The 21,865-nt window shown below is 52.7% G+C and carries 23 protein-coding genes; 14 read left to right on the plus strand and 9 right to left on the minus strand.

What is annotated here, in order from left to right; all coding sequences use genetic code 11:
- Position 1: 1 nt before the first annotated feature.
- The 5 genes from ABNT34_RS13920 to tkt form a co-directional block, all read right to left on the minus strand.
- Positions 2-928: a DUF3450 domain-containing protein gene (locus ABNT34_RS13920; protein ID WP_348732620.1), complete on the minus strand. Its 927-nt coding sequence runs from the start codon at positions 926-928 to the stop codon at positions 2-4.
- A gap of 83 nt (positions 929-1,011) precedes the next feature.
- A complete protein-coding gene (fba, locus tag ABNT34_RS13925) occupies positions 1,012-2,076 on the minus strand; it encodes a class II fructose-bisphosphate aldolase (protein ID WP_348732622.1) in 1,065 nt (354 codons plus the stop codon).
- Between the two features lie 132 nt (positions 2,077-2,208).
- Positions 2,209-3,390 carry a phosphoglycerate kinase gene (locus ABNT34_RS13930; protein ID WP_348732624.1) on the minus strand — a complete coding sequence of 394 codons (1,182 nt, stop codon included), beginning with the start codon at positions 3,388-3,390 and terminating at the stop codon, positions 2,209-2,211.
- 46 nt (positions 3,391-3,436) lie between these two features.
- The gene (gene epd, locus ABNT34_RS13935; protein ID WP_348732626.1) at positions 3,437-4,447 is read right to left on the minus strand and encodes an erythrose-4-phosphate dehydrogenase; all 1,011 of its coding nucleotides are present in this window, start codon (positions 4,445-4,447) and stop codon (positions 3,437-3,439) included.
- Between the two features lie 77 nt (positions 4,448-4,524).
- Complete coding sequence (tkt, locus tag ABNT34_RS13940) at positions 4,525-6,522, minus strand: transketolase (RefSeq protein WP_348732628.1); 1,998 nt, start codon at positions 6,520-6,522, stop codon at positions 4,525-4,527.
- A gap of 364 nt (positions 6,523-6,886) precedes the next feature.
- On the opposite strand from tkt, the gene metK reads away from it, so the two are divergent.
- Both metK and ABNT34_RS13950 read left to right on the plus strand, forming a co-directional pair.
- Positions 6,887-8,038: a methionine adenosyltransferase gene (gene metK, locus ABNT34_RS13945; protein ID WP_348732630.1), complete on the plus strand. Its 1,152-nt coding sequence runs from the start codon at positions 6,887-6,889 to the stop codon at positions 8,036-8,038.
- Positions 8,039-8,203: 165 nt separating this feature from the next.
- Positions 8,204-9,760, plus strand: coding sequence for an AbgT family transporter (locus ABNT34_RS13950; protein ID WP_348732632.1), 1,557 nt, complete (start codon positions 8,204-8,206; stop codon positions 9,758-9,760).
- A 70-nt stretch (positions 9,761-9,830) separates the two neighbouring features.
- On the opposite strand, the gene ABNT34_RS13955 is transcribed toward ABNT34_RS13950, so the two are convergent.
- Positions 9,831-10,856 (minus strand): ABC transporter permease, encoded by a 1,026-nt coding sequence (locus ABNT34_RS13955; protein WP_348732634.1) that lies wholly within the window; start codon positions 10,854-10,856, stop codon positions 9,831-9,833.
- Complete coding sequence (locus ABNT34_RS13960; RefSeq protein ID WP_348732636.1) at positions 10,853-11,779, minus strand: ABC transporter ATP-binding protein; 927 nt, start codon at positions 11,777-11,779, stop codon at positions 10,853-10,855. Before ABNT34_RS13960 ends, ABNT34_RS13955 begins: the two co-directional genes overlap by 4 nt.
- Before the next feature lie 77 nt (positions 11,780-11,856).
- Between ABNT34_RS13960 and rsmE the strand changes: the two genes are divergently transcribed.
- Genes rsmE through ABNT34_RS13985 form a run of 5 tightly spaced genes read left to right on the plus strand, consistent with a single transcriptional unit; the run spans position 11,857 to position 14,852 of the window.
- Complete coding sequence (gene rsmE, locus ABNT34_RS13965) at positions 11,857-12,585, plus strand: 16S rRNA (uracil(1498)-N(3))-methyltransferase (protein ID WP_348732638.1); 729 nt, start codon at positions 11,857-11,859, stop codon at positions 12,583-12,585.
- 12 nt (positions 12,586-12,597) lie between these two features.
- Positions 12,598-13,557: a glutathione synthase gene (gene gshB, locus ABNT34_RS13970; RefSeq protein ID WP_348733720.1), complete on the plus strand. Its 960-nt coding sequence runs from the start codon at positions 12,598-12,600 to the stop codon at positions 13,555-13,557.
- 10 nt (positions 13,558-13,567) lie between these two features.
- Positions 13,568-14,125: a YqgE/AlgH family protein gene (locus tag ABNT34_RS13975; RefSeq protein WP_348732640.1), complete on the plus strand. Its 558-nt coding sequence runs from the start codon at positions 13,568-13,570 to the stop codon at positions 14,123-14,125.
- Between the two features lie 27 nt (positions 14,126-14,152).
- Positions 14,153-14,569 (plus strand): Holliday junction resolvase RuvX, encoded by a 417-nt coding sequence (gene ruvX / locus ABNT34_RS13980; RefSeq protein ID WP_348732642.1) that lies wholly within the window; start codon positions 14,153-14,155, stop codon positions 14,567-14,569.
- Positions 14,550-14,852 carry a DUF1653 domain-containing protein gene (locus ABNT34_RS13985; protein ID WP_348732644.1) on the plus strand — a complete coding sequence of 101 codons (303 nt, stop codon included), beginning with the start codon at positions 14,550-14,552 and terminating at the stop codon, positions 14,850-14,852. Before ruvX ends, ABNT34_RS13985 begins: the two co-directional genes overlap by 20 nt.
- Positions 14,853-14,920: 68 nt before the next feature.
- Here the strand turns inward: ABNT34_RS13985 and ABNT34_RS13990 are convergent, their stop codons facing one another.
- Positions 14,921-16,045 (minus strand): PilT/PilU family type 4a pilus ATPase, encoded by a 1,125-nt coding sequence (locus ABNT34_RS13990; RefSeq protein ID WP_348732646.1) that lies wholly within the window; start codon positions 16,043-16,045, stop codon positions 14,921-14,923.
- An 11-nt stretch (positions 16,046-16,056) separates the two neighbouring features.
- Positions 16,057-17,109: a type IV pilus twitching motility protein PilT gene (locus tag ABNT34_RS13995; RefSeq protein WP_348732648.1), complete on the minus strand. Its 1,053-nt coding sequence runs from the start codon at positions 17,107-17,109 to the stop codon at positions 16,057-16,059.
- Between the two features lie 43 nt (positions 17,110-17,152).
- Between ABNT34_RS13995 and ABNT34_RS14000 the strand changes: the two genes are divergently transcribed.
- From ABNT34_RS14000 to hemW, 7 genes are read left to right on the plus strand one after another with little or no spacing between them, the layout of a single operon-like run.
- Positions 17,153-17,872, plus strand: coding sequence for a YggS family pyridoxal phosphate-dependent enzyme (locus ABNT34_RS14000; protein ID WP_348732650.1), 720 nt, complete (start codon positions 17,153-17,155; stop codon positions 17,870-17,872).
- Entirely contained in the window at positions 17,869-18,684 is an 816-nt protein-coding gene (proC, locus tag ABNT34_RS14005; protein WP_348732652.1) for a pyrroline-5-carboxylate reductase, read from the plus strand. The genes ABNT34_RS14000 and proC overlap by 4 nt, the downstream gene beginning before the upstream one ends.
- A 49-nt stretch (positions 18,685-18,733) precedes the next feature.
- A complete protein-coding gene (locus ABNT34_RS14010; RefSeq protein ID WP_348732653.1) occupies positions 18,734-19,279 on the plus strand; it encodes a YggT family protein in 546 nt (181 codons plus the stop codon).
- A gap of 2 nt (positions 19,280-19,281) precedes the next feature.
- Positions 19,282-19,596 carry a DUF167 family protein gene (locus ABNT34_RS14015; RefSeq protein ID WP_348732655.1) on the plus strand — a complete coding sequence of 105 codons (315 nt, stop codon included), beginning with the start codon at positions 19,282-19,284 and terminating at the stop codon, positions 19,594-19,596.
- 36 nt (positions 19,597-19,632) lie between these two features.
- The gene (locus tag ABNT34_RS14020) at positions 19,633-20,073 is read left to right on the plus strand and encodes a DUF4426 domain-containing protein (RefSeq protein ID WP_348732657.1); all 441 of its coding nucleotides are present in this window, start codon (positions 19,633-19,635) and stop codon (positions 20,071-20,073) included.
- Between the two features lie 12 nt (positions 20,074-20,085).
- The gene (rdgB, locus tag ABNT34_RS14025) at positions 20,086-20,694 is read left to right on the plus strand and encodes an RdgB/HAM1 family non-canonical purine NTP pyrophosphatase (RefSeq protein ID WP_348732659.1); all 609 of its coding nucleotides are present in this window, start codon (positions 20,086-20,088) and stop codon (positions 20,692-20,694) included.
- A 2-nt stretch (positions 20,695-20,696) separates the two neighbouring features.
- Positions 20,697-21,860 (plus strand): radical SAM family heme chaperone HemW, encoded by a 1,164-nt coding sequence (hemW, locus tag ABNT34_RS14030; RefSeq protein ID WP_348732661.1) that lies wholly within the window; start codon positions 20,697-20,699, stop codon positions 21,858-21,860.
- The last annotated feature ends 5 nt before the right edge of the window (positions 21,861-21,865 follow it).

The following is a 21,865-nucleotide window of genomic DNA, read 5'->3' on the forward strand; positions in this document are numbered from 1 at the left end:
CTTACTCCGCTGCTAACACTGGAAGTTTTAATAATTCTGGGGCAGCTTGTTTACCCGCAACACGAATCGCTAACTTGGTTGATTCCAGGTATTCAGGACCCAGTTCATCCCATTTTGCTGTGGTTTTGTTCCACATCCACGCGCGTTTGTCATCCAGTGTCTGAGCTAACAGAGCAACACGGCCAACGTATACGTAGTTTACAGAGATATCTGTGCCATCTACGTTCAGTTTGTCAGTGTAAGTAACCATGGCAGTACCCAGATCTTTTTCGATTTGGTACGCTTCGATCACCAGGCGGTACATTTCAGACGTGTTCACGTTTGAATTGCCCAGCACATCGCGCAGGCGCTGGATGCGCTCTAAACGCTTGGTGATGTCGATTGGCATGTCAGCTTTGATAAAAGCTTCCAGCGTGTCGACCATTTTGTACATCAGAGGAACGATGCCTTGTTTAGTACCTTCGATAGTACCAATTTGCTTGTCTAAAGAAGCAAGCTGAGCATTTTGGTCAGCAACCAGAGTGTTTACGTGATCGTTGTAAACTTTCAGGTTTTCAGTCTGTTCAACCAGTGAGCGGTATTCCGCCAGCAGTTCCTGAGACTGATCATAGATGTTGTTGATTTTTTCCTGAGAAGCTGCAGATGCTTTAGCAGCCTGGACACCGGTATTGGTGACTTCTGCGAGAGTCGTTGCTTGAGCAACGCCACCGAACATGAAAGCACCAACGATTGCCGATGCGATCAGGTTTTTACGAATGTTATTGTTAGACATAGTTCCCAACCAATAATTGCTGATTAACGTAACCTGTATTTTGAAGGCCAAACTTGTAAAAAAGAATGACCTGGTTAGAGGGTAAACCGCCCGCATCATTGCAGCAAAACCAGTGGTTGTCAATATAACAAAGACAGCCAGCCAGACCTGTTTCACTGCAATATTCGCTTACAGAATTACCCGGAATGTATCGCTTAAATTTCTGTCTTGAAAATTTAATAGAACATTCATTTTTCTGCTTATTTAATGTTCGGCGTTAATTTACCCGAATCATATAACTTCACCATTTTCTCCAGAGAAATGGCTTTGATTTTCGACCCCTGCCCGGCACAACCGAATGCCTGGTAGCGGTCTTTACAGATCTCCATCATAGCTTTGACAGATTCCTGTAAATACTTGCGTGGATCAAATTCCGCCGGGTGCTGTGCCATAAAACGGCGGATCGCACCGGTGGAGGCTAAACGCAAATCAGTATCGATGTTGATTTTACGCACGCCAAATTTGATGCCTTGCTGAATTTGTTCGACCGGCACGCCATAAGTTTCCGGAATTGCGCCGCCGTATTCATTGATCACTGCCAGCCAGTCTTGTGGCACTGAGCTCGAACCGTGCATCACTAAATGTGTATCCGGGATACGGGCGTGAATGGCTTTAATCCGATCAATCGCCAGAATATCGTCTGTTGGCGGCCGGCTGAATTTATAAGCGCCGTGTGAGGTACCACAAGCAATCGCCAGCGCATCGACACCAGTAGCTTTGACAAACTGGGCAGCCTCTTCCGGATCAGTCAGCATCTGATCGTGGCTGAGTACACAATCAGCGCCGATACCGTCTTCTTCACCGGCAGCACCTGTTTCCAATGAGCCGAGACAACCTAACTCACCTTCGACGGAAACACCGCAGGCGTGCGCCATTTCAACAACGCGACGGGTTACATCGACGTTATAGTCGTAATCAGCCGGCGTTTTACCATCTGCGCGCAATGAACCATCCATCATCACCGACGAAAAACCCAGCTGAATCGACTGCTGGCACACGGCCGGCGAAGTGCCGTGGTCCTGGTGCATCACCACCGGGATATGCGGAAACTCTTCAATTGCAGCCAAAATTAAATGCCGCAGGAATGGAGCGCCGGCATATTTGCGGGCACCGGCAGACGCCTGCACAATCACCGGACTATCGGTGGCATCAGCTGCCAACATAATCGCGCGCATTTGTTCAAGATTGTTGACGTTGAATGCAGGGACGCCGTAACCAAATTCTGCAGCGTGATCCAACATCTGACGTAACGAGATAAGAGCCATGAAATCCTCACTTTTTGTAGGGTCAGTTTCAGAGCTGTCACCGAACCCGGCGCTTTTGCGCTGGCTTTGCCGGTCAATATCTGCCGGCTTATTAAGATGTTTCGGCGAACAGACTGTTTTATAACATCATTTTTACGCGGTTTTGCCGCGTTGTTCAAGAATTTCAACTGCTGGCAAGGTCTTTCCCTCTAAGAACTCGAGGAAAGCACCGCCACCGGTAGAAATATAGGAGATCTGGTCAGCAACGCCGTATTTATCAATGGCGGCCAGCGTGTCACCACCACCGGCAATACTAAAGGCATCGCTCTGCGCTATGGCTTGCGCAATTGCTTTAGTACCAGCTTCAAACTGTGTAAATTCAAACACACCGACCGGGCCGTTCCAGACGATAGTACCGGCTGACTTTAAGAGCTCAACCAGCGCCGCAGTGCTGTCCGGGCCGATATCAAAAATCATGTCGTCGGCCGCAATGTCACCGACCGCTTTCAGGCTTGCCGGGGTATCTTCAGCAAAGGCTTTGCCGGTTACTACATCCGTTGGTACCGGAATATTGCCGCCATTGGCTTTTGCCGCAGCCATCAGGCGCTGCGCTTCCGGAATTAAATCAGCTTCATATAAAGATTTGCCAACAGTCGCGCCCGTTGCCGCAATAAAGGTATTGGCGATGCCACCACCAACAACCAGCTGATCGACAATACCGGACAGCGACTCCAGCACTGTCAGTTTAGTCGACACCTTTGAGCCACCGACTATCGCCACCAGTGGCCGCTTCGGATTTTTCAGCGCAGCGGCTAAAGCTTCAAGCTCTGCAGCTAACAAAGGACCGGCACAGGCAACAGGTGCAAACTTCGCTACGCCGTGCGTAGTGGCCTGAGCCCGGTGCGCAGTGCCAAATGCATCCATCACGAACACATCACAAAGTGCAGCTAACTGCTTTGACAAAGTCTCGTCGTTTTTGCCTTCGCCTTTGTTAAAGCGCACGTTCTCAAACACCACCACTTCACCGGCGGCAACATCGACACCCTGCAAATAATCTTTCGCCAGCCGCACCGGTGCTTTTAATGCGTTTTTAAGATAATCCACCACCGGCTGCATCGAGAACTCTTCGGCATAAACGCCTTCTTCCGGCCGGCCTAAATGCGAGCAAACCATGACTTTAGCGCCTTTGCTGAGCGCCAGTTCGATGGTTGGCAGTGCAGCGCGCAGACGCGCGTCTGACGTCACCACGCCATTTTTCACTGGTACGTTTAAATCTTCGCGGATTAACACGCGTTTGCCGGCTAAATCTAAATCAGCCATTTTAATCACGGACATGTCCATCTCCTTCTGTTGATTTGATTAATATTCTGCTGAGAATCGTTTATTTGGCCTGCATCATAGCGCGGGCCGTGTCGATCATCCGGTTGGCAAAACCCCATTCGTTGTCACACCAGACCAGGCATTTCACTAAACGCTTGTGGCTGACGCGGGTTTGCGAGCCGTCTACAATGCAGGAATGCGGGTCATGGTTAAAATCCACCGACACTAAGGGTTCCTCGGTGTAATCGAGAATACCGGGCAAATCCGGTCGCGCCTGTTGCAGCGCTTGGTTGACTGCGTCGACTGTGACGTCCTGATGTAAAGTCACAGATAGATCCATCGCTGTAACATTCAGCGTTGGCACCCTGACCGCGATGGCTTCAAAACGACCGGCCAGATGCGGCATGATGCGTTCAATACCGCGAGCGAGTTTGGTATCTACCGGAATAATAGATTCACTGGCAGCCCGGGTGCGGCGTAAGTCCGGATGATAAGCGTCTATCACCTGCTGATCGTGCATGGAGGCGTGAATAGTTGTGATAGTGCCGCTTTCAACACCAAAGGTTTTATCCAGCACGCTGAGCACAGGGACAATACAATTTGTGGTGCAGGAGCCGGCAGAAACAACCCGCATCGTCGCATTCAGTTGCTGATGGTTGACACCGTAAATCACCGTCGCGTCAATATCAGCGCCAGCAGGATGGGAAAACAACACTTTGCCAGCACCGGCTTCGAGATGTTTCATCGCATCAGCACGACTGCCAAATACGCCGGTACATTCCAGTACCAAATCCACCTGCAAACGCTGCCAGGGCAGCAAAGCCGGATCTGGCTGATGCAGCAGTTCAATCCGCTGGCCGCCGACCATTAATTGCTCACCGTCCAGCGTGACTTCTGTGCCAAACCGGCCGTGGCTGGAATCATATTTTAATAAATGCGCGATACCGCGGGCTTCGGCCAATTCATTGATGGCGACTACCTGCACTTCGTCTTGTAAATGCTGTTCAAAAATGGCGCGGACAATGCTGCGGCCGATTCGGCCAAACCCATTGATCGCGATCCGGATTGTCATGAGCGCTGTTACCTGTCTGACCTGTCACGAAGTTAAACAGAAGGGGCTCCAAGCCCCTTTTGCATTCAAAGTACCACTTACGCCAGTAGCTGTTCGGCCGCTTCCACCACAGCAGCGGTGGTGATACCGAAGTATTCAAACAGCTGCTCGGCCGGGGCTGATTCACCAAAGCTGGTCATGCCGATAATTTTACCGTTCAGACCCACATATTTGTACCAGCTGTCGACGATACAGGCTTCGACCGCCACGCGTTTTGTTACTGCAGCCGGTAATACGGCTTCGCGGTAAGCGGCGTCCTGCGCGTCGAACACGTCGGTCGATGGCATCGACACCACGCGGACTTTGTGACCAGCATCAGTCAGTTTGGCTGCAGCCTGCACTGCCAGTTCAACTTCTGAACCGGTCGCGATGATGATTAAATCCGGCGTGCCGGCGCTGTCTTTCAGCACATAACCACCGCGGCGAATAGCAGCAACCTGCTCGTCGGTACGGGCTTGTTGTGCCAGATTCTGCCGGGTAAAAATCAATGTGGTTGGGCCTTCGGTACGTTCAATTGCGGCCTGCCAGGCCACTGCAGATTCAACCTGGTCACATGGACGCCAGTTCATCAGATTTGGCGTCACGCGCAATGATGCCAGCTGCTCAACCGGTTGGTGTGTTGGACCGTCTTCACCGAGGCCAATCGAATCGTGGGTGTAGACAAAAATCACCCGTTGCTTCATCAGGGCGGCCATGCGCACTGCGTTACGGGCATATTCCATAAACATCAGGAAAGTCGCGCCGTATGGCACAAAACCACCGTGCAGTGCGATACCGTTCATAATGGCCGACATACCGAATTCACGTACGCCGTAATATAAGTAGTTGCCGCTGGCATCTGCAGCACTGATGCCTTTAGAGCCAGACCAGATGGTCAGATTTGAACCGGCCAAATCAGCCGAACCACCCAGTAGCTCAGGTAATAACGGGCCATAAGCATTTAACGCATTCTGCGAAGCTTTGCGGCTGGCGATGGCCGCCGGTGTTGCCTGTAATTTGGCGACATAGGCGTCTGACTCGGCTTTCCAGTTGGCTGGCAATTCACCGCTCAAGCGGCGTTTTAATTCAGCGGCAAGTTCAGGAAACGCTGAGGCATACGCGGCAAATTGTTCATTCCAGTTTTGCTGTAATGCACCGCCCTTGGTTTTGCCATCCCATGCCGCATAGATGTCTGCTGGCACTTCGAATGGCGCGTGCGGCCATTGCAGGAATTCGCGGGAAGCGGCGATTTCCGCATCGCCCAGCGGCGCACCGTGGCAATCATGGCTGCCAGATTTATTCGGTGAACCATAACCAATGATGGTTTTGCAGCAGATCAACGTCGGTTTGCTGGTTTGCGCCTGTGCCGCCTGAATAGCCGCAGCAACAGCTTGTGCATCGTGGCCATCGACGCCGGCAATTACATGCCAACCGTAGGCTTCAAAACGCGCTGGAGTATTGTCGGTAAACCAGCCTTCAACATGGCCGTCAATCGAGATGCCGTTGTCATCCCAAAATGCGATGAGTTTACCAAGACCCAAGGTACCCGCCAGCGAGCAGGCTTCATGCGAAATACCTTCCATCAGACAGCCGTCGCCGAGGAACGCATAAGTAAAGTGGTCGATAATGGCGTGGCCCGGCTGGTTAAATTGTGCCGCCAGCGCTTTTTCAGCAATCGCCATGCCGACCGCATTGGTGATGCCCTGCCCTAATGGGCCTGTAGTGGTCTCTACACCTGGCGCATAACCATATTCCGGGTGGCCCGGTGTGCGAGAGTGTAATTGACGGAATTGTTTTAAATCGTCGATGGACAGATCGTAGCCAGATAAATGCAACAGCGAATACAACAACATCGAGCCATGGCCATTAGATAACACAAACCGGTCGCGGTTAGCCCATTGCGGGTCCTGTGGATTGTGCTTTAAAAAATCACGCCATAATACTTCGGCGATATCCGCCATGCCCATAGGGGCGCCCGGGTGGCCTGATTTGGCTTTTTGCACTGCATCCATACTTAAAGCGCGGATGGCGTTGGCGAGTTGTTTGCGGGACAGCATTGTCACTCCTGCTACTGAATTATCGGAATCATATCCAAGTGGTTTTTTATGTTGCCTGCATCGCTTCGGCTGGCGTGATACTGTTTTTTGATAAACAGGCAAATTTATTTTACGCGTCGCATCGGTTCGGCGTTATTTTCCCAGACCATGCCCCCCTTGGCAATGAATAAAACCGGATCCATGCTGTTTGCCTTAAGTTTTGATCCGTTCATCCGATACACCGTACTGTCCTGTTTGGAAAACAGATAGAAAGACGTCCGGGCGGCAAAAAACTATGGCAAACTGCCATTTGTTTCTCTAGAATACGCAGCCCAATTTTCCGGCGCCTGGCGCTTTAACAACCAACCCATTGGAATAAGTTAGAATGGCACAACACATTTTTACCTCTGAGTCAGTTTCTGAAGGACATCCGGATAAAATCGCCGACCAAATCTCTGATGCGGTGTTGGATGCCATCCTGGAACAGGACCCAAAAGCCCGTGTCGCCTGTGAAACCTTCGTCAAAACCGGTATGGTGCTGGTTGGCGGCGAAATCACAACTTCTGCCTGGGTCGATATTGAAGAACTGACCCGCAGCACTATCCGTGATATCGGTTATGTGCATTCTGATATGGGCTTTGATGCCAATTCCTGCGCTGTATTAAGCGCCATCGGTAAACAATCTCCGGATATCAACCAGGGTGTTGATAAAAAAGACCCGAAAGATCAGGGCGCCGGCGACCAGGGTTTAATGTTCGGTTACGCCAGCAACGAAACCGACGTGCTGATGCCAGCCCCAATCACTTATTCGCACCGTCTGGTGCAACAACAAGCCAAAGTGCGTAAAGACGGCACCCTGCCGTGGTTGCGCCCGGATGCTAAATCTCAGCTGTCTTTCATCTACGAGAACGGCAAACCAGTCGGCATCGATGCTGTGGTGTTATCCACTCAGCATTGCGACACCATTTCTACGGAAGACCTGCGCGAAGCGGTGATGGAACACATCATCAAGCCGGTGCTGCCAGCGGAATGGCTGCGTCAGAGCACCAAGTTCTTCATCAACCCGACTGGCCGTTTTGTCATCGGTGGCCCAATGGGCGATTGTGGTCTGACCGGCCGTAAAATCATCGTTGACAGCTACGGCGGCATGGCCCGTCACGGCGGTGGTGCTTTCTCTGGTAAAGATCCATCAAAAGTTGACCGTTCAGCGGCTTATGCTGCGCGTTATGTGGCGAAAAACATTGTCGCGGCCGGCTTAGCTGAGCGCTGCGAAATTCAGGTGTCTTATGCCATTGGTGTGGCAGAGCCGACTTCTATCAGCGTTGAGACTTTTGGCACCAGCAAACTGTCAGAAGACCAGCTGATTAAACTGATTCGCGCGCATTTTGACCTGCGCCCGGCAGGCCTGATTGCGATGCTTGACCTCGAGCGTCCAATCTACAAGGCGACAGCGGCTTATGGCCACTTCGGCCGCAACGAGTTCCCGTGGGAGCAGACCAACAAAGCCGACGCACTGCGTGCCGAAGCGGGTCTGTAATTCCGGACTCAGATAAACAGGGAGCTTCGGCTCCCTTTTTTGTGCCCGGCAGCCACGCGACCAATAAAACACAGCTTTAACCTTACCTCCGTACAGTTTTTTCCTGATTGCCAGTCACGCCTGATAACTTTTATAACGGCTGACTAACAACAATAAGGAAACTCTATGTCATCTGAAACGACCAAACCCTGGTTGCAACGCAGTCTGGATGCGATTGAACGCGCCGGCAACAAACTACCCGACCCTGCGGTGTTATTTGCGTTGTTTATGCTCGCTGTCTGGCTGATCTCCTGGGCTTTGTCTGGCGTGCAGTTCAGCGAAATTGACCCGCGCACCGGCAAACCTATTGTCATCGTCGATTTATTAGATGGCGCAGCACTGACCACTTTTATGAGCAAGATGGTCAGTACTTTTGTCAGCTTTCCACCGCTTGGCGTGGTGCTGGTGGCGATGCTGGGCTTAGGTGTGGCTGAGCACACCGGTTTTATCAACGCTGGGCTGCGCTCGATTTTAAATGTCACACCAAAAATGTTGCTGACCCCAGTATTAATTGCCGTGGGCATTTTAAGCCATGTCGCGGTCGACGCCGGTTATGTGCTAGTCATTCCGCTTGGTGCAGTGATTTTCTACGCCGCCGGCCGTCATCCGCTGGCGGGTATCGCCGCCGCTTTTGCCGGTGTGTCTGGTGGTTTCTCTGCGACCCTGTTTGTGCCTTCGAGCTTAGACCCGATGCTGGCAGGACTTACCCAAGCCGCCGCGCGGTTATCCGCCGATCCGGCCGCGGCGAATATGTTGATTAACCCTTTGAATAATTACTTTTTTACCAGCGCCTCTGCAGGTTTAATCATTCTGGTGGGTTGGTTCCTGACCGACAAAGTGATTGAACCACGACTGAAACAGACGACGGTCGACGGCGACCCGGCCAATTTACCGAAGCTGGATGCTTTAACGGATGCCGAGCGCAAAGGCCTGCGCTACGCCACAGTGTCGATGCTGGTGTCGGGTTTATTGCTGATGTGGTCAGCCTCAGGCGCGGATTCCGCCTGGCGCGGCAGCGACGGCTTGTTAACCAGCGCCACAGCGCCGCTGATGCAGTCGATTGTCGGCATTATCTTTGTGTTTTTCTTAATTCCGGGAGTGGTCTATGGCTATGCCTCGGGCTCGGCGAAAAATCACCGCGCTATCGTGCAGGGCATGAGTAAAGCGATGTCGGGTATGGGTTATTACATAGTCATGGCGTTTTTCTGTGCCCAGTTTATTTACGCTTTTGGTCAGTCGAACCTCGGCGCTTTATTGGCGATTAAAGGTGCGTTGGCACTGAAAGAGCTGGCGTTGCCGCTCGGGGTGACGTTGGTCGGGATTGTGTTGCTGACCGCGTCAGTCAATTTACTGGTCGGCTCTGCCTCAGCAAAATGGGCTCTGATTGGCGCCATTATGGTGCCGATGTTGATGGAACTTGGTGTGTCGCCGGATTTGACCCAAGCTGCGTACCGGGTTGGTGATTCTTCTACCAACATCATCACGCCGTTGATGCCATATTTCCCGCTGATTGTGGTGTTTTGCCAGAAGTATGTGAAATCGACTGGTATTGGCACGCTCATCGCGTTGATGTTACCATTCTCGGTCTCTTTCCTGGTGTTATGGAGTAGTTTCCTGTTGCTGTATTGGGCTTTAGGCATTCCGCTTGGCATCGGTGCACATTACACCTTCCCTGCCCTGTAAAAGAAAAACGCCTGAAAAGCGCAGTTTGCTTTTCAGGCGTTTGTGGCATTTGTGGTGTTGGGGCCAAAAATTAGCGCCCGTCGCCAGCCCAGCGGAACAGCGCCGCAGCCGCAGCTAAAAACACCAGGCTCATCGCTGCCATCACCGTTAATTGCACACTAACATCGGCAAAACCAGCACCATCGAGCATCACAGCCCGCGCCGCGCTGACCAGATGTGTCAGCGGAAACAGCTGCGCAAACCACTGGACCGCTTCCGGCGCGCCTTCGAGGCTGAACCAGACGCCGGACAAAATCATCATTGGCCAGCTGGTCATATTGAGCAAACCTCCGGTCAGCTCTTCACTTTGCAGCCGGCTGGCAATCAACAGCGCTAACGCAATCATCGACAATGCGCCAAGCGCCGCCACCAGTAACAGCAAAACATAACTGCCAAGCATCATCAGGCCGAATAACTGCTGACAACTGATAAACACTACACCGGCAATGACTAAAACGATAACCAGCCGCGAGACCACCTGAGCGCCAACAAACTCAAGTGCCGTCAAAGGCGTGGCCTGCAGACGCTTAAGCACAGAGTTCTTGCGGTAGCGTACCAGCACATAACCAACACCGAATAAACAGGAAAACATCATGTTCATGCCCAAAATACCCGGTAAGACAAAATCGACATAACGGATAGCCTGGCCAGTGACTTCTTCACGCTTGGCGCCGGGCCACTGCTGCAGCAGGATTTTTTCCACCAGATAGCCTTTGGCTGAATCCGGATTGACCACGTAGCGGTTTGCTGCAAGGTCCAGCACCAAATCTATCTGGTGATGCGCCAGCCGCTGTTTGGCCAGCGCTTCGGTCTGATAAGGCACAAACTCGATAAAACGGGTGCTCAGCAGCGGATGCTGAGTTTTATCCAGCACCGCACTTTGTTGTAACACCCCCACTTTGTATTCGGCTTTTGGCTCGCCCGAGAACACAAAAGCAAAACCAGCCACCAGTAAAAACGGAAACAATAAGTTCCAACCCAGTGCCGCGCGGTCGCGCCAGAACTCCAGATTGCGCGCCTTTAACACGGCAATAAAACGTCTGAAACTAAACATCATGCAGCCTCCGTGGTGACAGCGCTTAAGGCATGGCCGGTTAATTTAAGGAATAAATCATCCAGCGTCGCTGATTTCACCAGCAAGCCCTGCAGCGGCACTTGTTGCTGCAACAGCGCCTGAATGCTGAGCTGGACATCCGGCGTCTGAATACATAGCTGACCGCCCTGTACACTGACCTGCTGACAAACCGGCATTTGCGGCAGAAAACCCGGGGCTGGCAGCTGCAGCAAAGCACCTTCAAAGTGCTGCCTGAGCAACGCCTGCGGTGAACCCTGCGCAATGATTTGGCCTTTGTCGACGATAATCAGCTCGTCACAGAGCTGCTCGGCTTCGTCCATATAATGCGTGGTCAGAATGATAGTGCGGCCCTGCTGTTTAATGCGCTGGATTAACGCCCAAAAATTACGCCGCGCATGCGGGTCAAGACCTGTAGTCGGTTCATCTAAAAACAGGATTTGTGGCTGATTCACCAGCGCCAGTGCCAGCAATAAACGCTGGCGCTGCCCGCCGGATAATTTCTTGTGGTCCTGGGTTAAAAAATCCTGTAAATCACAAAGTTGGATCAGCTCTGCAATGTCAGCCGGATTGGGATAAAACGCGGCAAACATCTGTAACGTCTCTTCGACGGTGAGAAAGTCCTGCAACGCCGTTTGCTGAAACTGCACACCCAGTTGCTGAAAATGCCGGCGCGAAGCGATTTCGCCCTGATAATAAATCGCGCCACTGTCTGGTTTGATAATACCTTCGAGCATTTCCAGCGTGGTGGTTTTGCCGGCACCGTTAGGCCCAAGCAAGCCAAAACACTGTCCGGCTTTGACACTGAAACTGAGGTTATTGACCGCTTTAAGCGCACCATAACTTTTACACAGCTGCGACACGGCAAGCACCGCCGGTGTCGCAGAGACAACTTGCTCTGCGTCCATACAGGACTCCTTTGGAGATACCCTTAGCGTCAAGGGACTGCTACCATATCAGTTTTTGCAGTTTCGAATCATATCTCATGCGCACAATACGTTTATTTCAGCCCGGCGTGCTGACGCCGGGGCAAACTGTGGCACTCTGTGAAGATGCCGCCAATCATGCCGGTAAAGTGCTGCGGATGCAGGCCGGTGATGCCCTGGAATTATTTAATGGTGATGGCCAGAACTATGCGGCCGAGATCACCGAAGTTGGTAAAAAACAGCTGTGGGTGCAAATTGAGGGCGCGGCGGCAAACCCAGTGGAGTCGCCACTGCATTTGCATTTAGGCCAGGGTATTTCACGCGGCGACCGGATGGATTTTGCCATTCAGAAAGCAGTCGAGCTGGGTGTCAGTGAAATTACGCCGCTGTTTACTGAACGTTGTGGTGTGAAGCTCGACGCCGAGCGGCTGGAGAAAAAACGCGAACAATGGCAAAAAATTGTGATCAGCGCCTGTGAACAAAGCGGCCGTTCTGTGGTGCCAGCAGTCCATCTGCCGGTGACATTAGAAAAATGGCTGGCACAAGATGACAATTGTCTGAAGCTGACCTTGGATCCATGGACCAGCGCCACCATTAAACAGTTAACCCCGACCAACCGGCTGCGCCTCGTGATAGGCCCGGAAGGTGGTTTCAGCGACCGCGAAGTTGCCGCCACCACTTCAGCCGGTTTTCAGCCGGTGCGGCTTGGTCCGCGTGTGCTGCGCACCGAAACGGCCGCACTAACAGCCATCGCGGCATTGCAATTACAACTGGGCGACCTCGCCTGATTAAGGAGTAAGCTGTTGATTAAACTCGGCATCGTGATGGACCCAATCAGCGCCATCAATATCAAAAAAGATTCCAGTTTCGCTATGTTATTGCAGGCGCAAAGCCGTGGTTACCAATTACATTACATGGAAATGGCCGATTTATACCTGTTAGAAGGTCAGGCCCGCGCCCGCACCCGCTTGCTGCAGGTTGAACAAAATCCGGCGCGCTGGTACGAATTTCAGGGTGAGCAGGACATAGCGCTGGGTGATCTCGATGTCATTCTGATGCGCAAAGATCCCCCGTTTGATACCGAGTTTATTTACGCCACTTACATTCTGGAACGGGCTGAAGACGCCGGCGCGCTGATTGTGAACAAACCACAAAGCCTGCGTGACGCCAACGAAAAGCTCTATACCAGCTGGTTTGCCGAGCACACGCCAAAAACCCTGGTCAGCCGTGATGCCGCTCGGTTAAAGGCTTTTTATCAGGCCGAAGGCGATGTGATTCTAAAACCGCTTGATGGTATGGGCGGCGCATCGATTTTCCGCTTAAAACCTCAGGACCCGAATGTCAGTGTGATCCTGGAAACCCTGACCGCGCATGGCACTATGTATGCGATGGCGCAGCGGTATATTCCACAGATCGTCGACGGCGATAAACGCGTATTAGTCGTCAATGGTGAGCCTGTGCCTTATTGTCTGGCGCGGATCCCGGCCAGCGGCGAAACACGTGGCAATCTGGCCGCCGGCGGTCGTGGTGAAGCCAGGCCGCTGTCTGAGAGTGACTGGGCCATTGCCCGTGCTGTTGGCCCGGCGTTAAAAGCCAAAGGTTTGATTTTTGTCGGTCTGGATATTATCGGTGACAAGCTGACCGAAATTAACGTCACCAGCCCAACCTGCATCCGCGAAATTGAAGCCGCTTTTCCGGTTTCTGTCACCGGCATGCTGTTTGATCAGATTGAAGGGTTGCTACAGGCGAAAAAAGCCTGAGGAGTTTGCCATGGATAGTCTGCAAAACCATTTATTGATTGCGATGCCAAGCCTCGAAGACCCACTGTTTAGCCGCAGTGTCACTTATATTTGTGAGCACAATGCAGACGGCGCCATGGGCATCGTCATTAATCACCCGCTATCGGTCGACGTTGCTAACTTACTCGAACAACTGGAAATTGAATTTGATGCCGGTTCCGATGCAGCAAAACGCAAAGTCTGCGCCGGTGGGCCGGTGCAAAATGACCGCGGTTTTGTGTTGCACACACCAAAAGCCGGTTTTACCAGCAGTATGCAGCTGAATCAGGATTTGATGATCACCACGTCCAAAGACATTCTGGAGCAACTGACCACCGAAGATGCGCCGGAAAAGTTTATCCTGGCGCTGGGTTATGCCGGCTGGAGCGCGGGTCAGCTGGAACAGGAACTGGCAGACAACAGCTGGCTGGTGATCCCGGCTGACAACAAAATTATTTTCGATTTACCACACAAAGAAAAATGGCAAGGCGCCACGGCAAAACTTGGCATCCAAAGCTGGCAGCTAAGTGCGCAGGCAGGCCATGCCTGAGCGCAGGCCATCACAACAGGAAAAAGCATGAGTTGTATTCTGGCATTTGATTATGGCCTGAAAAGTATTGGCGTTGCCGTCGGGCAGCAGCTGACCGGCACCGCCAGCACGCTCAAAGCGCTGAAGGCGGTGGACGGCACCCCGGACTGGAACCAGATTGAGGCCTTGCTGAAAGAATGGCAGCCGACGCTGGTGGTCGTTGGTTTACCCCTGAATATGGACGGCTCCGAGCAACCCTTCACGGCGCGTGTGCACAAATTTATCAACCGGTTACACGGCCGTTTTGGCGTTAAAGTAGTAGCACAGGATGAACGGCTGACCACGGTCGAATCCCGTGCTGAGTTATTCTCGCAAGGTGGTTTTAAAAAACTCAGCAAAGGCGCCGTCGATTGTTATTCGGCGAAGTTAATTCTGGAGAGCTGGTTTGAGCAACAACATAGCTGAGCTGCCACAGACCGGTTTTTACCGGCACTACAAAGGCCGCTATTATCAGGTGTTAGCCATAGTCCGGCACAGTGAAGAAGACGCGCCTTATGTGTTGTATCGCGCTTTATACGGCGATTTTGGCCTGTGGGTGCGGCCGCTTACGATGTTCACGGAAAGTGTCAGTATTGATGGCGAGCCGCTGCCGCGCTTTGCTTATATCAGCGACACAAAACCTGCTGAACTTGAACTGCCAACACCGTTACCCGATGCCCTTTTATGGCCGGGCCTGGTTCAACGATAAAGCAGCCTTAAATCCGCCATAAACAAACAACGCGACCAAAGCCGCGTTGTTTGTTTCAGCATATCAACTCAGCGGTCTGGTTTTTCCAGCCCGTCGACGGTGACATTCGCCAGCATACCGGCGCCTGAAGTTTCATTGTTGCGCAGTTTAATCATCAGGCGTAAGTCATTTGGTGAATCGGCATGGTGCAGCGCATCGGCGTAACTGATTTGATTGCGCTGATACAGGTCATACAGCGCCTGGTCAAAGGTCTGCATGCCGAGTTCACGTGACTTCGCCATCACCGCTTTAATCTCATCAATCTGACCTTTTTTAATCAGGTCAGCGACCAGTGGCGAGTTGGTCAGCACTTCAATGGCTGCCATGCGTTTGGAACCATCTGCTGTCGCTATCAGTTGCTGTGCGACGATGCCGCGCAGGTTCAGTGCCAGGTCAAACATCAGTTTGGCGTGTTTCTCTTTCGGCACTAAGTGCAGGATACGGTCAATCGCCTGGTTAGCGTTATTGGCGTGTAAGGTGGCGATACATAAGTGGCCGGTTTCGGCAAAACTCAGCGCATATTCCATGGTGTCCTGACTGCGGATCTCACCAATCAGGATCACATCCGGCGCCTGGCGCAACGAGCTTTTCAGCGCAGCTTCAAAAGATTCGGTATCAATACCGACTTCGCGCTGCGTGATAAGGCTCTTGGCATGGTCATGCACAAATTCAATCGGATCTTCGATGGTCAGGATATGGCCACGGGCGTTTTTGTTGCGATAGCCAATCAACGCCGCCAGGGACGTCGATTTACCGGTGCCGGTGCCGCCGACAAACAGCAGCAGGCCGCGTTTAGACATGATCAGTTCTTTTAAAATCGGCGGCAGCCCCAGCTCATCAACGTCCGGAATTTTGGTGACGATACGACGCACCACCATCCCCGCCTGATCGCGCTGGAAAAACGCCGACACCCGAAAGCGGCCAGCGTCATTGGCAATGGCGAAATTACATTCTTTGTGCGTCAGAAATTCGTTTTTTTGCTTGTCATTCATACAGGCCAAGACGATTTCCAGTGACGCTTCGGCGCTTAGCGGCGTCTCTTCAATCGGCTGCAACTCGCCGTTAATTTTGGCGGCGACCGGCATGCCGGCGGTGACAAACATATCCGATGCTTTGGCATCGACCATTTTTTGCAGCAGTCTGATTAATTCCATCATCGTCTCCGTTAAATCCGGCCCATGGCGCCAAAGGCGTTTTTATCCTGCGCTTTAGCCAGCGCATCCTGCCGGGTGATCAGCCCCCTGTTCACCAGATTCAGCAGACACTGGTCCATAGTCTGCATGCCGTGGGAAGCGCCGGTTTGAATGACCGAATACATCTGGGCAATTTTGTCTTCGCGGATAAGGTTGCGGATAGCAGGCACGCCGGTCATGATTTCATGCGCGGCGATACGACCACCGCCGATTTTTTTCAGCAGCGTTTGTGAGATAACCGCCCGCAGCGACTCCGACAACATAGACCGCACCATGGCTTTTTCCTCGCCTGGGAACACGTCGATGATCCGGTCAATGGTTTTTGGCGCCGAGGTGGTGTGCAACGTGCCAAACACCAGGTGACCGGTTTCTGCTGCCGTCATAGCTAAGCGAATAGTTTCTAAGTCACGCAATTCACCGACCAGAATCACGTCCGGGTCTTCCCGCAGCGCTGAGCGCAGGGCGTTGGAGAAACTTAAAGTATCGCGATGGACTTCCCGCTGGTTAACCAGGCAAAGTTTGTTGTGGTGGACAAATTCGATCGGATCTTCAATGGTCAGAATATGCTCATGCCGGCCAGTGTTGATGTAATCAACCATTGCCGCCAGCGTGGTGGATTTACCGGAACCGGTCGGTCCGGTTACCAGCACCAGGCCACGCGGATTGTCAGCAATAGTGCGGAACACTTCCGGTGCACCTAAATCATCAAGGCTTAACACTTCGCTGGGGATAGTACGGAATACCGCCGCCGCACCGCGGTTTTGCACAAAGGCGTTAACCCGGAACCGTGCCAGCCCCGGCACTTCAAAGGAGAAGTCCGACTCGAGGCGTTCTTCGTATTCTTTGCGCTGCTTATCGGTCATAATGTCATAGACCAGTGCATGCACATCTTTATGTGTCAGTGGCGGGATGTTTAAACGGCGGACGTCGCCGTCAACACGGATCAGCGGTGGCACACCGGCCGATAAGTGTAAGTCCGACGCTTTGTGCTGTACGCTGAACGCCAGTAATTCGGTAATATCCATGACGACATACTCCTGTGTCAGTGAAGAGGCAAATCAGGTTTAGATGCATAACACCATAGCAGAACGCTTACAGACAGCCTACAGGGCACTTGCAGAAATTCAGCCACCAAGCGGCGCGACTGTTCAGTTAATCGCCGTCAGTAAAACCAAGCCAGTCAATGACATAGAACAAGCCTATTTGGCGGGGCAGCGTTTATTTGGCGAAAACTACGTGCAGGAACTCAGCAATAAAGCGCAGGCATTGGCAACCCTGGCCGGCCTGCAGTGGCATTTTATCGGGCCGTTGCAATCGAATAAAACCCGTGATGTCGCCTTGTACGCCGATGTGGTGCACAGCGTCGACCGGTTAAAGATTGCCGAGCGGCTGTCGGCGCAGCGCCCGGCCGATAAAGCCCCGCTTCAGGTGTTATTGCAGGTCAACATCAGCCTGGAAGCCAGCAAATCCGGTGTGTTACCGCAAGATGTGCTGCCATTGGCGCGACAGGTTGCGACACTGCCGAACATCGCGCTGGCTGGCCTGATGGCCATTCCGGCACCGGCAATCGATGGTGATAATCAGCAGGCCTTTGGGACGATGCAGCAGCTGTCAGCCCAGCTGCAGGCTGAATTTCCGCAAGCAAATCAATTGTCGATGGGCATGTCGGACGACTGGCAACAGGCCGTTCTTTTCGGGGCAACTATGATAAGATTAGGCACTGCCATTTTTGGTAGCCGCACTGCAACGGCAGAAACCGGCGCCACAACCAACGACATATCAGCATGAATGACAACACAGTAGCCTTTATCGGCGCCGGCAATATGGCGCGCTGCATTATCGGTGGCATGGTGAAAACCGGTTATCCGGCCGCCAATATCATCGCCGCCAATCCAAGTACGCCAAAACTCGACGCGCTCGCCGCAGACTTTGGTATTGAAGTCACCCAGGACAATTTACTGGCGGTGACCAAAGCCGACGTCATAGTGCTGGCGGTGAAGCCGCAACTGATGGCAGAAGTCTGCACGGCGCTTATCGCCGGTGTGCCGGACATCGCCGAAAAGCTTTTTGTCACTGTCGCTGCCGGCTTGCCGGTCAGCCGCTATGAAGAGTGGCTGGGGCCGGTCCGGCTGATGCGGACTATGCCCAATACTCCGTCGTTAGTCGGGCTTGGCGTCACCGGCATTTTCGCCAGCCGCTGTTCAAATTATGAAAAATCCTTTGTTGACGGCATGTTCAGCGCCACCGGCAAAACCGTTTGGCTGGAACAGGAAAGTCAAATCAACGACATCATCGCCGTCACCGGCAGTGCGCCGGCTTATTTCTTTTATTTTATGCAGGCGATGGCGCAAAAAGCTGAACTGCTTGGCTTCAGCGCGGAAGAAGCCCGCGTGATGGTGACGCAAACTGCGCTTGGCGCCGCAACTATGGCTGCGCAGTCCACATTGAGCTTTGCTGATTTACGCGCTCAGGTGACCAGTAAAGGCGGCACGACGCATGAAGCCATTGAATCGATGCGAAATGCAAACTTAGAACTGCTGGTCGCTGATGCAATGCAGGCCGCTATCCGCCGCGCGGAAGAAATGGCCAGAACGCTGTGATCCAAACAATTTTTACTGAACAAGCTTTAACGTCTGACAAGGAAACCGCATGAACAACGCTTTTTATTTTCTGCTGGACACTGTATTTAACCTGTACCTGATGGTGGTGCTGCTGCGCATTTGGTTACAGGCCAGCCGCGCTGATTTTTATAATCCACTGAGCCAGTTTGTCGTCAAAGCAACCAATCCGCTGCTGGTCCCGTTACGCCGGCTGCTGCCAAGCATCGGCAAACTGGATACCGGTGCCGTGGTGCTGGCACTTTTAGTCAGTGCGGTAAAAATGTTATTGATCCAGCTGTTATTAGCCGGTCAGTTTAACCTGCTGGCAATTTTCACTGGTGCTGTCGTCACAGCAGTCAAAGAAACCTTCAGCCTGCTGTTCTGGGTACTGATTATCCGCGCCATCATGAGCTGGTTCTCGCAGGGCCGTAACCCGATGGAACTGGTGCTGATGCAGCTGACCGAACCATTGCTGGCGCCGGTGCGTAAAGTCATTCCGCCAATGGGCGGCCTGGACTTGTCTGTGCTGATCGTATTGGTTGCGCTGCAATTTCTGCAGATCTTACTGCAGAGCTTTTTTATCGGTTTACTTTGAGCATGACGGCAGCAACAACGCCCTGGAGCTGGCTCGGTACAGATTTGCAGTTACAACTGTATATCCAGCCCAAAGCCAGCCGGGATCAGGTGGTTGGTCTGCATTGCAATGCCATTAAGCTTGCTATCACGGCGCCACCGGTTGACGGCAAAGCCAATGCCCATGTACTGAAATTACTGGCGCAGTGGTTTGCAGTGGCGAAAAGTCAGGTGGAACTGCAACGCGGCGAGCTGAGCCGACACAAACAGCTATTGATCCGCGCGCCAGAGCAAATTCCGCCAGCTTTTGCTGCGCTTGGTTTGACGCGTTCGGCTTAATGCGCACTGTCTCATATTGATTACAAGGAGTCTGCGATGAAACTTTCTGTAATAAAACTCTGGTCCTTTATTGCTTTGCTTTCCGGCCTGTTGCTGAGTTTTGCAGTGACCGCTGAACAAAAACAACAACTGGGCAACTGGGATGTGCATTACATGCTGATGCCGACCACCCTGCTCGATGCTGATGTGGCGAAAAACTATCAGTTAAGCCGCAGCCGTAACTACCAGCTGCTGAATATCTCTGTACTTAACACGAAAGACCAGCAGGCGCAGCAAGTTGAACTGAGCGGCACAGCCACTAACCTCGCCGGCCAGCGTCAGCAGCTGAGCTTTAAGCCGGTGAAAGAAGGTGCCGCCTTGTATTATCTGGCCGGCGTCGAAGCGCGTTCTGAACAGAAAATCACCATTGAACTGACCATCCGCCAGGGCAATGAAAGCCAGGTGTTAAAGTTTACCCAGGATGTTTATCCGGAATAGCAGGTTTCCTCCATGTTTAATCAGTTAGTCCTGGCCAGCAGTAACGCCGGTAAAGTGGCAGAGCTGCAAAGCCTGTTGGCCGATGCAGGTATCGAAGTACTGCCACAAACGCAATTTGGCGTACCGGATGCCGATGAAACCGGGCTCAGTTTTATCGAAAATGCCATCTTAAAAGCCCGTCATGCCGCAAGATTAACCGGCCTGCCGGCTATCGCTGATGACTCAGGCCTTGCCGTGTACGCCTTGGGTGGCGCACCGGGGATTTATTCGGCGCGTTACGCCGCTATGCACAACGCCCTGCAGAACGGCGAGACCAAAGACGCCGCCAATATCCGTTTTTTACTGAAGCAGATGGAACATCAACAAGACCGCCGGGCTGAATTTCACTGTGTGCTGGCGCTTGTGATGCACGCGGACGACCCAGTGCCGCTGATCGCGCATGGCCGCTGGGCCGGCCAAGTCAGCAACCAGCTTCAAGGCGAAGGCGGTTTTGGTTATGACCCGATGTTCTGGCTGCCTGATTTGCAGAAAACTGCGGCACAGCTGTCCAAAGCCGAGAAGTCTTTGCTAAGCCACCGCGGCCAGGCTTTGCGCCTGCTGCTTGACATGCTGCAGACCTGACCATGTTGCAGTTACCGCCACTGTCGCTGTACATCCATATTCCCTGGTGTGTGCAAAAATGTCCGTATTGCGACTTTAACTCGCACGCGGTGAAACAAGGCATTCCGGAAGCCGAATATATCGCCCATTTGCTGGCTGACTTAGATCAGGATTTGCCATGGGTGCAAGGCCGGCCGCTGCACAGCATTTTTATCGGTGGTGGCACCCCCAGTACCTTCAGTGCTGAAGGCATTGCAGCGATCCTCATTGGTGTACGCGCCCGCATCGATATGTCGCCTGGCACTGAAGTGACGATGGAAGCCAATCCGGGCACCATCGAAGCCAGTCGTTTTGCCGGTTATGTCGCGGCTGGTGTCACGCGGTTTTCGATTGGCGTGCAAAGTTTTCAGGCCAGCCAGTTACAGGCACTGGGGCGTATTCACAACCCGGCGCAGGCACGACGCGCCGCAGAACTGGCAACTAAGCTGCGCGGTCAGGGCCTTGCGAGTTTTAATCTGGATTTAATGCATGGCCTGCCGCAGCAGGATGTCAGCGCGGCCCTCGCTGATTTACAGCAAGCGATCGACTTAGCACCGCCGCATCTGTCCTGGTATCAGTTAACTATTGAACCCAACACCGCTTTTGCCTCACGCCCACCGGTGCTGCCGGAAGATGAAGCTTTGTGGGATATTCAGGAGCAAGGCCATGCGCTGTTGACCGCAGCCGGTTATCAGCAATATGAAACCTCGGCTTACAGCAAAGCGGGTTACCAGTGCGCGCATAATCTGAATTACTGGCGTTTTGGTGATTATCTCGGCATTGGCTGTGGCGCCCATGGCAAAATCACCACCCAAGCGGATGACACAAATCCAGCCGGCACCATCATGCGCAGCGTCAAAATCAAACACCCGAAAGGCTATATGGATTTGAGCCGCGGTTATCGCGACAGCACCACTGCAGTCGCTGCCGACGATCTGCCCTTTGAGTTTTTTATGAATCGCTTCCGCTTGCTGGAAGCCTGTCCAAAAACGGACTTTACCGCATATACCGGGTTGCCTGTCGAAACGGTGGCACCTGCGCTTGCCCGTGCCGTGCAGTTAGGTTTAGTTAGCGAAACGCCACAGCACTGGCAAATCACCCCACAAGGGGTGCGTTACCTCAATGAGCTGTTGCAACTGTTTTTATAACACCA

This window comes from Rheinheimera texasensis, assembly GCF_964031785.1.
GTDB lineage: Bacteria > Pseudomonadota > Gammaproteobacteria > Enterobacterales > Alteromonadaceae > Pararheinheimera > Pararheinheimera texasensis_A.